Raw genomic sequence first — 13504 nt, 5'->3', positions numbered from 1 at the left:
AGATGGTTTTCGGTACAGGTTTTACAGTATCTAATGTGTCACAAATTGCAAATGCAGAAGTCCAAGACAGATTTACGTTATATCAGTAAATTTCTAGAAGATTTTAAGATTAATCATAACAAGCTACTGGAAAAATTGCAGGAACTGGAATCAAGGATTACATATAGAAATCGTTATGGCTTTATTCATGGGGAATTAGGTCCTGATCATTTCATTGTTAATAACAAATTAGTCCCCTATGTCATTGATATCGAAGGTGCTGAATTTTTTGATATTGAGTATGAGCATGCTTTTCTACACATTCGATTTGGAGATCACTATCATTTTTTTGATAACGATAAGCTAGATCCTTATAGAATGTTATTTTATCAATATTATCACCATATTTCGTTAACTGCTGGTTTTTTGAAGTTGCTTCATAGAGGGTTTCCTAATCAACAGTTTGCCGAAAGTATCATAAAGCATCAATCCGAAAATGCATTAAGCTTCATAAAAGGATAATTGAGTAAACAATGCTCCTTAATGTTCACTCCTCGAATTCTTCAAGTCTTACTGTTCCGATAAATGAGACAGCAGCAGTTACTAGACTGTTTTTTTGGAAGCGTAGCAGGATCAATTGGTCCACCACAGCTATACTCAATCGTTACCTTTCTCCCAAATGGGACCCATTGTACATTTTCTTTGGCACCACAATCTTTACAAATAATCCCGCATCCATCTTGAATAGAGCTGTTAAACTCAATAAAATGGTTAACTGCTAATGATCGCGCCGTTGAATCATTCAACCAAGGACTCCAATATGCAGTCACGATTAAGCTAATAGAAAGTAAAAAGAAAAATGCGAGTATATACCTTTTCATTCTTACACCATCCTATTTGAAATTTAATACGTAAGCTAAAGACGTTTTCGAGAATAGAAAAAAGTAGGAACATAGGAAAATATATGACACATTCTGAGCCTTGTGTTGTATTATTAAAATTAGGTCAGATGTCCTACTCGCAGTTCAAGATAAGTTTAATATAACAATAGAAACAGCTGAACCAAACGTTAATTAAAGGGGAACGAAATCGTCATGAATAATCAGTCTACCCTATTTAAGAGCTTGCAGCATGAAAAGAACTATATGAATGCTTATGAGAGTACGCTATCCCTATGGCCTGTACCCTATGAATCAATATATGTAGAAACGGATTACGGCACGACCCATGTCATAAGGTCTGGTCCAGCAAACGGTGAGCCAATCATATTACTGAATGGTTTCGGCTTTAGTGCTACGATGTGGTACCCAAACATTAAAACGCTCTCTGCTGACTATCAGGTATATGCTGTAGATGTAATGGGGGAATTTAACCGTAGTACGGTTAAAGCTCATTTCCGTGAGAAAAAAGATTATGTGAATTGGCTGAATCAGCTGTTAGATGGGCTGAATATCGAGCAGGCAATTTTTATTGGACATTCTAATGGAGGCTGGCACACATTGAACTTCACGATACATATGCAAAGTCGTGTCAAGAAGATCGTTCTGCTCGCTCCAGCTGCATCATTCACTTCATTCTCAAAACAATTTGGCATACGTTTATTAGCGGCAAACATTATCCGTACGCGACTCGTTATTATCGACTTCTGTGCCCGTTGGTTCATCGCGAAAGAAAACCATCATAGAGTGAGCGATAAACTGTTGGAGCAATTTTATTACGGAATTGTAGGGTTTGGCTGGAAGTATAAGATATTAGTGCCTTCCGTATTCAGTGATGATGAGCTTAAAAAGGTGAAAGTCCCCGCGCTGTTAATGATTGGGGATAAGGAGGTTATCTATAAGCCACAGCGTGCTTTTGACAGAGCCATACGCTTAATCCCCCATATTAAGACCCGCCATATTACTGGTGCAGGACACGCATTAAATATAGAAAACAGTGAAGAAGTTAACCATGAAGTGATACAATTTTTAGTAGATTAATATGTTGAAACACATATCATATTTTTGGTGACTTATTAGAACATAGAGATGATTAAAGCCAATCGCTCTTAACTATCTCTATGTTTTATTGATCGTACACTTTTTCTTTTTTTCGATATTCGCTCGGACTTGTTCCCAACCATTTACGAAATACCTGCCGGAAATGTGCTATATCACGATAGCCTACGTTATTTGCGATATGATCGATTTTATGATCGGTCTCGACTAGCAATCTGCATGCAAGCTCCATCCGTTTATGCTGTACATAATCAGAAAACCCCATTCCGGTCCACTTGCCGAATAAACGTATGAAATGCCGTTGGCTCATGCCGGATTTCTCAGCTATACTTTCAAGCGTCAAAGGGTCTGTTAGATGTTCATTGATATAATCTATTGCAAGCGACATATCAGTAGGCGTTGCACTATTGCCAACCATGTTGTTATCGATATTTTCTAATTGCTCCAGTTGTCGGGCTATATGTACTATCAGCTGAAGCAGAATGGACATCATGCTCGCCTCATATCCTGGTTTCATCTCCTCATATTCTTGATGAAGCTGTTCGAATGCACTCCCGAGCCGCATTGCTTTATCTACGATCCGAATGTAGCTCCCTGGCACGCCATCGAAAATTGACCATAATATATGATTCGAACTCGTGCTGTATGAAGCTAACCAACTCTTTAGCTCACTGATAAACTCAGGACGGATACAGAGATTGTAGACGACTAGTTTATGCTTTCCAGATGCATCACTGGGACGTAATATATGTGAGGTGCCTAGTGGCAATAGGTACATATATCCTTTAGCGGTGCGTTCCATGCTCTCACCGACATAATGGTAGCCCTCTCCTGACGTAATATATACCAGTTCCAAGAATTCGTGATCATGCTCACGTAGGTCGAAACCCTCATGATAACGATTAACAAACAGTGGAAAAGATCCTCGAAATAGCTCAGATACCGATGAATGATGGATTTGTGCCTTTTTTGCTTTGTTCGTCTCTTTTTTAATCGATATGTCATGACTACCAACCATATTTGTCACAATACCCTTTCTCCGCTTAGTTGCAAATAGTATACAATCATACCCATAAAAGGAAAAGGGGAAAGTGTAATGGATCAAAGCTCAAGCAATCAAACTGCGTTCTGGATTTGGTATCCCGGAGATTTTGAGATAAGGCTGCACGAGAAGCTGTCAGTCAAACGGAGGTCACGAGGGGTCATGTATCCTGCCTTTTGGCGGCTTGATCGTCACTATTCAAACATAATCTTTAGATATACGTATGACCTTCCACAGGAGGAACAAATCAAAATTACTTCCGATGGGACGTTCTCACTTATTCTTGACGGGAAAGACAATGCCCGTTTTAATGATTCGGTTGTTACGCTTCCAGCCGGACACCATGAAATTCTAGTCTGTGTGTTTAATGATGTAGAGGCTCCTGCGTTATTCATTGAAGGATCACATATTCGGACAGACTCTAGCTGGGAAGTAAGCTCCTATCAGAACGATTGGCTGCCGGCAGCATCTTGGACGTTTGACTCACCAGAAAATCGTCCATCACAGTTCCGTTTAGACGTTACGCCAAAGGAGCCTGCTTCGGAAGAGCTTAGGGACGACCATCCGTTTCTTGACTTTGGTCGTGAGACATTCGGATATTTGCAATTTCATAATTTGAAGGGCGCTGGGTCCGTGAATATTTATTACGGTGAATCGATTGCAGAGGCCATATCGCCTGGGGAATGCTACAGCTTGGATCAATTCGATGCTACAGAAGCAGGTTCGCGTGCTAAGGATGGTATCTATACGCTAGAAGACGCGAATGCATTTCGTTATGTATGGATTCATGCAGATGCTGGTGTGAGCTGGGATCGCATATCGATGCTGTATGAATATGTACCGCTTACCTATCAAGGCTCGTTCGAATGCTCAGATCCTAAGCTGAATGAGATATATGAGATGGGGCTGTATACGCTGCATTTGAATACGAGGGAATTTTTTCTCGATGGCATTAAAAGAGACTTCTGGGTATGGTCAGGTGATGCATACCAGGCATTTCTGATGAATTACTATAGCTTTTTCGATTTGGATGTAACGCGCAGGACGCTTATCGCTCTTAGGGGCAAAGATCCGCTAGTGAGACATATGAATACAATTCTAGATTATTCTTTATATTGGTTTATTTCACTTCAAGATTATTATCTTTACACGGGTGATTTGGAATTTATTAAGCAATATTACGACCGAGCAGTGAGCATGATGGAATTCTGTCTAAAGCAGCGCAATGAGGAAGGCTTCCTGGAGGGAAGGCCACAGGATTGGGTGTTTGTGGATTGGGCGGATCTTAACAATACGGGTGCGGTAAGTACGATTCAATTGCTGCTCGTACGAAGCTTAGAGGCGATGAGAACGTTCGCCAGACTGCTGGGTGATCAGACGGCCACTGATTCCTATGAAAAACTTGCCCAAGAGATCAAAGCAAAAACGTTCGAACTGTTCTGGGACGAGGAGAAAGGAGGACTGCTGCATCACCGAATCGACGGCGTCACGCAGCCTATGCTGACGAAGCACGCTAGCATGTTCGCCATGAGCTACAATTATCTCACGCCCGAGCAGCGCGATAGCGTCGTCCGACAAGTTCTGTTGAATCCAGATGTACCCAAAATTCGCACGCCATATATGCGCTTCCACGAGATGGGGGTGCTGTGCGAAGCGGGGCAGCATCGCCAAGTGCTGCAAGAGATTCTTTCTTATTGGGGTGGCATGATCTCGCTCGGTGCAACGACTTTTTGGGAGGAGTATGATCCATCGCTTACGGATGATGCCCATTACAGCATGTACGGGGTCGCCTTCGGCAAAAGCTTATGTCATGCATGGGGTGCAGGGCCAGTATATCTTTTTGGTAAATATTTTCTAGGCGTAACTCCTACTTCACCGGGCTATGAAACCTATCAAATTCGACCGAATCTCGGTGGGTTAGAGCATATGAAGGGAACGGTGCCTACAGGAAAGGGATTAATTAGTGTCGAGGTAGACCTCACTACTATTCGTGTTCACAGCACGCACGGAAAAGGGAGTTTTGTTATTGAAAGCAGCGAATTACCTGAATGCACCAATGGCATTGTTCGCTCGATCGGTAGTGATTGCTATGAACTAACGATTGAAGCAGGTGAAAGCTATGTTATTTCTTACAAAGCTAATAGCTTAATATGAATCTCAAGCTGAATGTCCTATGGAGATAGCCTATAGGCACCCATAAGAAATAGCTTCCTAACACTCCAATAGTATACTGCAAGTAACTATCCCACTTATAAGTGCGTACTTCCGCTGTTGTATGTTCAGTTCTATAATGATGAAGCAGAATTGAACAAGAAGGAGAGTATGTATAATGAAATTACAATTGGCATTGGACCTTGTAAATATCCCTGACGGAATCGCACTTGTTAAAGAGGTAGAACAATACGTAGACATCGTTGAGATCGGTACGCCGATCGTTATTAACGAGGGGCTTCATGCAGTTAAAGCAATGAAGGAAGCATTCCCTCATCTGGAAGTACTCGCAGACCTCAAGGTTATGGATGCAGGCGGCTATGAAATTATGAAAGCTTCTGAAGCAGGAGCAGACCTAGTTACAGTGCTTGGCGTAGCGAATGACAAGACGATTCAAGGTGCTGTAGAGGAAGCGAAAAAACTTAATAAGCAAGTGCTAGTAGATATGATTAACGTGGCGGATCTTGAGCAGCGTGCACGTGAAGTCGATGCTCTTGGCGCAGATTATATTTGTGTGCATACGGGCTATGATCAGCAAGCTGCTGGCGAGAATCCATTCGAGGATTTGTTAACAATCAAGCGTGTCGTAACTAACGCGAAAACAGCAGTTGCAGGTGGCATCAAGCTTGAGACACTACCAGAAGTTATTAAGGCTCAGCCGGATCTTGTTATTGTCGGTGGCGGAATTACTGGCGTGAATGACAAAGCTGCAGTTGCATCTGAAATCCAGCGCTTGATTAAGCAAGGTTAAGCAGCATGAGCAGTAATCAATACGTAAACGATATTCTGAATGAGCTGCAGCATACGCTTAGCCAGATCGACGATTCGGAAATGCAAAGCATGGCGGAGCATATCCTTCGATCGAATAAAATATTCGTTGCAGGAGCTGGTCGATCTGGCCTTATGGGTAAAGCATTTGCGATGCGCTTAATGCATCTCGGCTTACAGGTATATGTGGTTGGAGAGACCGTTACACCAGGCATTGGACAGGGTGATATGCTGCTGCTCTGCTCAGGTTCAGGTGAGACAGGAAGCCTAAAGCTAATGGCTCAGAAGGCGGCAGGTGCAGGAGCAACGATTGGTCTCGTTACAATCAAGCCGGAATCCACGATTGGTCAAGTCGCAGAATCCGTTGTACGAATACCTGCATCGGCGAAGGAGGAGACAGCTTCAGCTGGTGCTGCCGTCACCAGCCAGCCGATGGGCTCACTCTTTGAGCAGGGGTTATTGCTAGTCATGGATGCTCTAGTATTGTTACTAATGAATAAACAAGAGATCACGGGAGCGGATATGTTCGGCAGACACGCTAACCTAGAATAATGACATAAGGATCGGAATCTGCTAGCAAGAGCAGATTCTGGTCCTTTTTCCTTATCATTGAGTCCAGAGCATGCTTTGCATCTGCAATGCCCCTCTAGTAGAATAAACATAATGATGTTGTTTCTAGTATGAATGGAAGATGGGAGGCTCGTCTCATGGCCACTGAAGTGAAAGATAGAATTAATTTGCAGGAAATTAACTGTGAAAAAGAGCTGACACTTGCCGTTATTGGAGGTAAGTGGAAGTTAATTATATTATGGAATCTTGGGCTCGAAGGCACGAAGCGGTTTAGTGAGCTGAAGCGTCAGATTCCACATATCACACAAAAGATGCTCACAAATCAGCTGCGTGAGCTAGAGGAAGATCAACTAGTCGAACGCAAGGTGTTCGCTGAAGTACCGCCTCGTGTGGAGTATTCCCTCAGTGAATACGGGAAGACCTTAATGCCTTTATTGCACGCGATGTACGATTGGGGAAAAAACTATGGAGAAAATGTCATCTGGAAATCGTAAAATCTTTTTATGATTTCACTTGTCCTTGCGGCGATAGCTTTTTGGGGTTTCGCCAGTCAGCTTCTTGAACGTTTCGTAAAAATGCCTCATGCCTTGAAAGCCGCAGCCTTGGGCGATCGTTTCGATCGTATCATCTGACGACAGAAGCAACTCCTTTGCTTTGGCGATCCGCTTTGCATTTACGTAGTCGGTAACGTTCATGCCTGTTAGCTGTTTAAAGACACGCGAGAAGTGTCCTGCACTGACGCAGGCTTTCTCTGACAATTCCGCAAGTCCACCGCATTGCACAGGATCGAGATTAATGTCATGCAAAGCGCTTTGCATCCATTGAGGAACGAGCCCTGCTGCAGCTAACGTGTCCGTTTTCATCATTGGATGTCGGAATAATTCAAGCAGTATCTGCTGCAATTGCAGCCAAAGTGCTTGGCGATATCCCTCATTTTTCTCTTGTAATTCATGACCCATATGTTCAATCGTTGCTTCGATCCTTAGTTGGACGGACTTAGGTAAAGTCAGCTTGTAGTTCCTCGTCTTTCTAGCAATGTCAAAGCCCTTAAAGGGGTCATATTCATTGCCTAGAACAAAGGTTTGGACGAGTGACGGTGCAAAAAATATAGCAGTAGAAACGATCGGTTCATCAGCAGACGGAAATGAACGATGAATCGTATTGCCCGGTATGAGATATAAATCACCGGGCTTTTTTTCGTACAAGGAATGATCGATAAAAAACGTGCCACTGCCTTCGTGGATATAGACGATTTCATATAGATCATGCAAATGATCAGGCAGCTCATTTCCCGTATCTCTAAGCCCTTTATAGACAACCTCAAGCGGAAATATTGGATCAACATAAAAAGGTTTACGAATCGGTTCCATTCGGATTGTCTCCTCTTTTGTCCCATGGGATGAATAGATCATAATCGGACATAAATTTGTAAAAATATGATATTTATATTCCCTATTATACGTGTACAATCATAATCATCAAGAGGGGAGAGGATTTATATGCGTATTGATGCTCATCAGCATTATTGGTCGATGACACGAACGGATTATGGTTGGATTACGCCGGACTTGCTGGCGCTGTACAGAGACTTTATGCCTGAAGATCTCGACATCCATCTACAGAAGCACCATATCGACGGTACGATTGTTGTGCAAGCAGCTCCTACGATAGAAGAGACAGAGTATTTATTGTCATTAGCTGATCGCTCCGATTCTATTCTTGGTGTCGTTGGATATCTCGATTTATTCAATCCCGCTCACCGAACACATTACGAACAGTTTCGGAAGCACCCGAAATTCGTCGGCTTTCGTCTCATGATACAAGAGATGTCAGATGCAAGCCGTGTACTTGAACGCAGCTTTGTGGAAGCGCTTCAAGAGTATGCAAGAGAGGATATTCCCGTCGATCTTCTCGTCACATCGAATCAGCTGGAAGTGCTGAATGAGCTGCTAGATGCAGTACCTGGCCTGAGAGGCGTCATTGATCATATTGGCAAGCCGAGAATCGCGGAGCAAGCATTCGAGCCTTGGGCAGCACAGCTGGAGCGGGCAGCAAAACATCCGAAACTATACTGCAAGCTTTCTGGCATGGTGACTGAGGCTGATCACCAAGCATGGAAGCCTGAGCAATTTAGACGTTATATCGAGCATGCACTCCATGCTTTTGGCACGGATCGCGTCATGTTCGGAACAGATTGGCCCGTTTGCCTCCTTGCGGCAAGCTACGATGAGGTGGTAGGGGTATTAGAAGGGAACCTACCGGACATGTGGAATGAGCATGAGCGAGCGAAGCTGTTTGGTGAAAACGCTAGAGCTTTCTATAAGCTAAATGAGCTAAATTCAATGCCTCAATAATAATGAACACCCCGGTTACACAGGAAAGCACATGTGATAAAGGTATTAGCTGTAATGGTTAGTGAAGAGGATAATATTCAAAGGTTAATTGGAGGTTGGGCATGAAGTATCGTCTATTAGGAAGTACAGGACTAGAGGTTTCAACACTTAGCTTTGGCGCGTCCTCACTCGGTTCCGTGTTTCGAGAAACGGATGACAGAGAAGGAATTCGCACCATGCATGCAGCGCTTGATGCGGGAATTAATCTCATCGATGTCTCACCATATTATGGGGCGACGAAGGCAGAGACCGTTTTAGGTGAAGCGATTAGTCAGACCTCACGGGATCGCTTTTATTTAAGCACCAAAGCGGGCAGATACGGGATCGATACGTTCGACTATTCGAGGGCTACCATCATATCCAGTCTAGAAGAGAGTCTTCGCAGACTTAAAACTGACTATGTGGACTTTTTATTTTTGCATGATATTGAATTTGTTCAACCCGATATCATTATAGAAGAAGCAATCCCTGCGTTGAACTCGCTAAAGGAACAAGGCAAAATCCGCTTCTCCGGCATTTGCGGCTTGCCGCTTGCGCTTTTTGAGCATATGCTTCCGAAGGTTCAAGTGGATGCCATTATCTCTTATTGTCATTATTCTCTGAATGATCATTCCTTGCTCAAGCTGCTACCACTCCTGGAGAAGCATCAGGTTGGTCTAATTAATGCTTCACCGCTCTCAATGGGACTCTTAAGCACTCGAGGAGCGCCTGATTGGCACCCAGCTCCAGAGATGGTGAAGGAAGCATGCATGCGTGCTGCAAAACTAGCTGAGGTAAGAGGAGCTGACATTGCTAAGCTGGCGGTTCAGTTTTCAACAAGTCACCCAAGCATACCTACTACGCTCGTCAGTACGGCCAATCCTGATAACATCATAAGAAATGCTGCATGGATTGAAGAACCGATTGATGAAGAGCTGTTGAATGAGATCTTACAAATTCTACAGCCAATTCATAACGTTACGTGGGAAAGCGGAATACCGCTTTATAACAAATAAAGGAACGAAGCAATTGTAGAAAAGAGGTGACGTATGAAGGGGATTGTATGTGAAGAGGTTGGTGTATTCCGAATGCTGGACAGTATGCCTGAGCCCAAGTTAACAGAAGAGCATGCGATCGTATCGATTCGTAGAATTGGGATATGCGGTACCGATTACCATGCGTTCAAGGGCAATCAACCGTTCTTCCAATATCCAAGAATTTTGGGCCATGAGCTGAGTGGTGTCATCGAGCAGATTGGTGAGAATACTGCTGGTCTAGCAGCTGGAGATAAAGTAGCTATTATTCCCTATCTGCATTGCGGGCAGTGTATTGCCTGCCGCAGAGGAACAACAAACTGCTGCATGAATATGCAGGTGCTTGGTGTTCATGTAGATGGGGGAATGCGAGAGCGAATTGCAGTGCCTGTGTCACATCTTATTCAAGCGGATGGGCTAACCCTGGATGAAGCCGCGATGATTGAGCCTCTTGCGATAGGTGCACATGCTGTAAGACGGGCAGATATTGGGCCGCACGACACAGTGCTTGTTATTGGCTCAGGTCCGATCGGCCTTGCTGTAATGGCCTTTGCAAAGCATACGGGAGCTAAGGTTATTGCAATGGATATTAATGAGGAACGACTTGCTTTTTGCAGAGCATGGGCTAAAGCAGATGAGACGATTAATGCATTAGCGATGGAGCTTACGAATAATGGAGAGCAAATTGATGTGAAGCAGCGACTTGCCAAGCTAACGAATGGAGAATTTCCGACAGCCGTGTTCGATGCTACAGGTAACGCCTCATCAATGAAGGATTCATTCGAGCTCGTTGCACATGGAGGACAGCTGATCTTTGTAGGTCTTGTAAAAGGAGAAATCTCATTCTCTGACCCAGAATTCCATAAGCGTGAGCTGACACTGATGGGCAGTCGTAATGCAACAGCTGCTGACTTCCGTCATGTAGCTGCGGTGCTACGCAGTGGAAGCTTGGATATTAACCAATATATTACGCATCGTTCGCCCTTTGATCAGATGATAGACGAATTCGAGATTTGGCTTAATCCAACAAGCAAAGTCATAAAAGCGATTGTAGAGGTTTAGCACTAATCTTAATTCAAGGAGGATATAGGATGAAGCTTACATATCAGAAGCCAGCGATTGAATGGACAGAGGCACTGCCGATTGGTAACGGGAGACTCGGTGCAATGATTTTCGGCGGAGTTGGTACAGAGACCATTCAGCTAAATGAGGATACGCTTTGGTCAGGAGGACCGCGTGATTGGAATAATCCGCGCGCCCTAGAGGTTCTACCCGAGGTGAGAAGGCTCATTGAGGAAGGAGAATACGTAAAGGCTGACCAGCTGTGCAAGGAGATGCAGGGCGTCTTTACACAATCGTATTTGCCGTTTGGTGATCTTTCTATTATTTTCGAGCATGGCGATCAAGCAGATTCGTACGCTAGAGAGCTGGATCTGCAGCAAGGCATCTCCCGTGTTCAATACAAGGTGGGCGATGTTCAATATTCACGAGAAATCTTTGCATCGCATCCGGATCAGGTCATCGTCATCCGTCTACAGTCGAGTAGTGCAGGCATGCTGAGCTTTACAGCTCGGCTCGACAGCAGCTTGCAGGCTCAGTCGTTACATGATGATGAACATTGGATTGTGCGAGGTAAAGCGCCCGTATACGTGGCACCTAACTATCATCGTGTAGAGCAGCCCATTGTGTTCGAAGAGGAGGGGCAAGGCAATGCGATGACGTTCGAGGGCAGACTAGCGGCAGTTACAGGTGATGGAAGCATCTCGGTGGATCAGGACGGGCTACATGTACGGCAGGCTACCGAGGTGACCTTATATATTAGTGCAGCAACAAGCTTTAACGGATTCGACCGTTCACCTGGCAGAGAGGGGAAGGAGCCAGGGAAGCTTGCTCAGGCCTATATAACAAAGGTGCTAGATTCTCCATACGAATCACTTCGCAGCGCGCATATCGAAGACTATAAGAGTTTATTCGATCGCGTGAATATCCATCTTGGAGAAAGAACTAGCCCAGCTCATATGTCCACGGATGACAGAATTCAGAAGTATGGAGCATCTGATCCGAGCTTGGTTGAGCTGCTATTCCAGTACGGTCGGTACTTGATGATCTCGAGCTCTCGCCCAGGCACTCAGCCTGCTAATTTACAGGGGATCTGGAATAAAGAGATACGTCCGCCTTGGAGCAGTAATTATACGCTTAACATCAATGCAGAAATGAACTACTGGCCAGCTGAGATCTGTAACTTGTCTGAATGTCATGAGCCGCTGCTTGAGTTTATTGGAAACTTGGCCGTGACAGGCAAGAAGACGGCGGAGATCAATTACGGTGCTCGCGGCTGGACGGCTCATCATAATTCGGATCTATGGGCACAAAGCTCGCCTGTTGGGGACTTTGGGCAAGGTGACCCGATATGGGCTTTCTGGCCAATGGCTGGCGCATGGCTTAGTCAGCATCTATGGGAGCATTATGCCTTCGGCAGAGATGAAGCTTATCTACGCAATCAGGCCTATCCGGTTATGAAGGAAGCTGCGCTGTTTTGCTTGGACTGGCTAATTAAAGATCAGAATGGACATCTGATTACGTCTCCATCAACATCTCCTGAGCATAAGTTCAGAACAGAGGATGGCAGTCTTGCAGCGGTAAGTGCTGCCTCAACGATGGATTTGTCAATGATTTGGGATTTGTTTACGAACTGTATCGAAGCTGCAGAAGTACTAGACATGGATGAGGCCTTTAGAGCCGAGCTGGAACAAGCGAGAAGCTCCTTGCTTCCGCTGCAAATCGGTAAGCACGGTCAGCTGCAGGAATGGAGTCAGGATTTCGAGGACGAGGATGTTTATCATCGCCATGTATCGCATTTATTCGGCGTTTATCCAGGACGCGAGCTTACGAAGGAGCGCGCACCAGAGCTATTCACTGCAGCTCGGAAGTCGTTGGAGCGCCGCGGGGATGGTGGTACAGGCTGGAGTCTTGGCTGGAAGATTAATCTATGGGCTCGCTTCCAGGATGGCGAACGTGCCATGAATTTGATCTCGAACCTGCTTCATCTTGTTGATGCGAATGCAAGAGGGGAGAGAGGCGGCGTATACGCAAATCTTTTCGATGCCCATCCTCCTTTCCAGATCGATGGAAACTTTGCTGCAACCGCAGGTATTGCAGAGTTGCTCCTTCAGTCTCATCAAGGCTTAATCAGCCTTCTGCCAGCATTGCCGAAAGCTTGGCCTACTGGTAGTATAACTGGCCTGCGGGCACGTGGAGGATTTGAGGTTAATTTGCAATGGAGCAATAGTGCACTGAGTGAAGCGGAGATCACATCACTGAATGGGGAGACATGCACGGTTTTTGCAAGTGTGCCGCTTGAGGTGAAGGATCAGCATGGACGAGAGGTTAAGCTGCTTGATGCCGCTGAAGCTGGCTGTATTTCCTTTGCAACGGAAGTAGGAGTTAAGTATGAGCTGACACCGAAGCTTGGTGTCGAGTAATCGTTCGATATTCATATGTAAAGCAGATGCGCTAATTCTTTTATAGGAT

General features: G+C 44.8%; 13 protein-coding genes. 10 read left to right on the top strand and 3 right to left on the bottom strand.

Annotated features, from left to right (window positions below; genetic code table 11):
- Positions 1–51 precede the first annotated feature (51 nt).
- Positions 52–501 (top strand): hypothetical protein, encoded by a 450-nt coding sequence (locus tag M3180_RS14940; RefSeq protein WP_251668898.1) that lies wholly within the window; start codon positions 52–54, stop codon positions 499–501.
- Positions 502–542: 41 nt separating this feature from the next.
- On the opposite strand, the gene M3180_RS14935 is transcribed toward M3180_RS14940, so the two are convergent.
- Entirely contained in the window at positions 543–860 is a 318-nt protein-coding gene (locus tag M3180_RS14935; RefSeq protein WP_251668896.1) for a hypothetical protein, read from the bottom strand.
- A gap of 213 nt (positions 861–1073) precedes the next feature.
- Here M3180_RS14935 and M3180_RS14930 point away from each other — a divergent pair, with 213 nt between their 5' ends.
- Positions 1074–1958: an alpha/beta fold hydrolase gene (locus M3180_RS14930; RefSeq protein ID WP_251668894.1), complete on the top strand. Its 885-nt coding sequence runs from the start codon at positions 1074–1076 to the stop codon at positions 1956–1958.
- A gap of 85 nt (positions 1959–2043) precedes the next feature.
- Here the strand turns inward: M3180_RS14930 and M3180_RS14925 are convergent, their stop codons facing one another.
- Positions 2044–2994, bottom strand: coding sequence for a helix-turn-helix domain-containing protein (locus M3180_RS14925; protein ID WP_251669054.1), 951 nt, complete (start codon positions 2992–2994; stop codon positions 2044–2046).
- Positions 2995–3072: 78 nt separating this feature from the next.
- On the opposite strand from M3180_RS14925, the gene M3180_RS14920 reads away from it, so the two are divergent.
- The 4 genes from M3180_RS14920 to M3180_RS14905 all read left to right on the top strand — a co-directional run bounded on the left by M3180_RS14920 (position 3073) and on the right by M3180_RS14905 (position 7061).
- Positions 3073–5172 carry an alpha-L-rhamnosidase-related protein gene (locus tag M3180_RS14920; protein WP_251668892.1) on the top strand — a complete coding sequence of 700 codons (2100 nt, stop codon included), beginning with the start codon at positions 3073–3075 and terminating at the stop codon, positions 5170–5172.
- Between the two features lie 175 nt (positions 5173–5347).
- The gene (gene hxlA, locus M3180_RS14915; protein WP_251668890.1) at positions 5348–5980 is read left to right on the top strand and encodes a 3-hexulose-6-phosphate synthase; all 633 of its coding nucleotides are present in this window, start codon (positions 5348–5350) and stop codon (positions 5978–5980) included.
- Positions 5981–5985: 5 nt separating this feature from the next.
- Entirely contained in the window at positions 5986–6549 is a 564-nt protein-coding gene (gene hxlB / locus M3180_RS14910; RefSeq protein ID WP_251668888.1) for a 6-phospho-3-hexuloisomerase, read from the top strand.
- Positions 6550–6704: 155 nt separating this feature from the next.
- Positions 6705–7061, top strand: a complete 357-nt coding sequence (locus M3180_RS14905) for a winged helix-turn-helix transcriptional regulator (protein ID WP_251668886.1) — start codon at positions 6705–6707, stop codon at positions 7059–7061.
- Between the two features lie 15 nt (positions 7062–7076).
- Here M3180_RS14905 and M3180_RS14900 read toward each other — a convergent pair whose 3' ends face one another.
- Positions 7077–7937, bottom strand: a complete 861-nt coding sequence (locus M3180_RS14900; protein ID WP_251668884.1) for a helix-turn-helix transcriptional regulator — start codon at positions 7935–7937, stop codon at positions 7077–7079.
- 129 nt (positions 7938–8066) lie between these two features.
- On the opposite strand from M3180_RS14900, the gene M3180_RS14895 reads away from it, so the two are divergent.
- From M3180_RS14895 to M3180_RS14880, 4 genes are all read left to right on the top strand, one after another.
- Positions 8067–8921 carry an amidohydrolase family protein gene (locus M3180_RS14895; RefSeq protein ID WP_251668882.1) on the top strand — a complete coding sequence of 285 codons (855 nt, stop codon included), beginning with the start codon at positions 8067–8069 and terminating at the stop codon, positions 8919–8921.
- A gap of 101 nt (positions 8922–9022) precedes the next feature.
- Positions 9023–9955 carry an aldo/keto reductase gene (locus M3180_RS14890; protein WP_251668865.1) on the top strand — a complete coding sequence of 311 codons (933 nt, stop codon included), beginning with the start codon at positions 9023–9025 and terminating at the stop codon, positions 9953–9955.
- Between the two features lie 33 nt (positions 9956–9988).
- A complete protein-coding gene (locus M3180_RS14885; RefSeq protein ID WP_251668863.1) occupies positions 9989–11035 on the top strand; it encodes a zinc-binding alcohol dehydrogenase family protein in 1047 nt (348 codons plus the stop codon).
- Between the two features lie 29 nt (positions 11036–11064).
- On the top strand, positions 11065–13455 hold the full coding sequence (locus M3180_RS14880) for a glycoside hydrolase family 95 protein (RefSeq protein ID WP_251668861.1): 2391 nt from the start codon (positions 11065–11067) through the stop codon (positions 13453–13455).
- Positions 13456–13504 lie beyond the last annotated feature (49 nt).

Origin of the sequence: Paenibacillus camelliae (assembly GCF_023715345.1) — a bacterium.
In the GTDB taxonomy this organism is placed as follows: Bacteria; Bacillota; Bacilli; order Paenibacillales; family Paenibacillaceae; genus Pristimantibacillus; species Pristimantibacillus camelliae.
The sequence above is the reverse complement of the archived record's forward strand: the minus strand, read 5'-3'. Positions and strand labels throughout refer to the sequence as shown.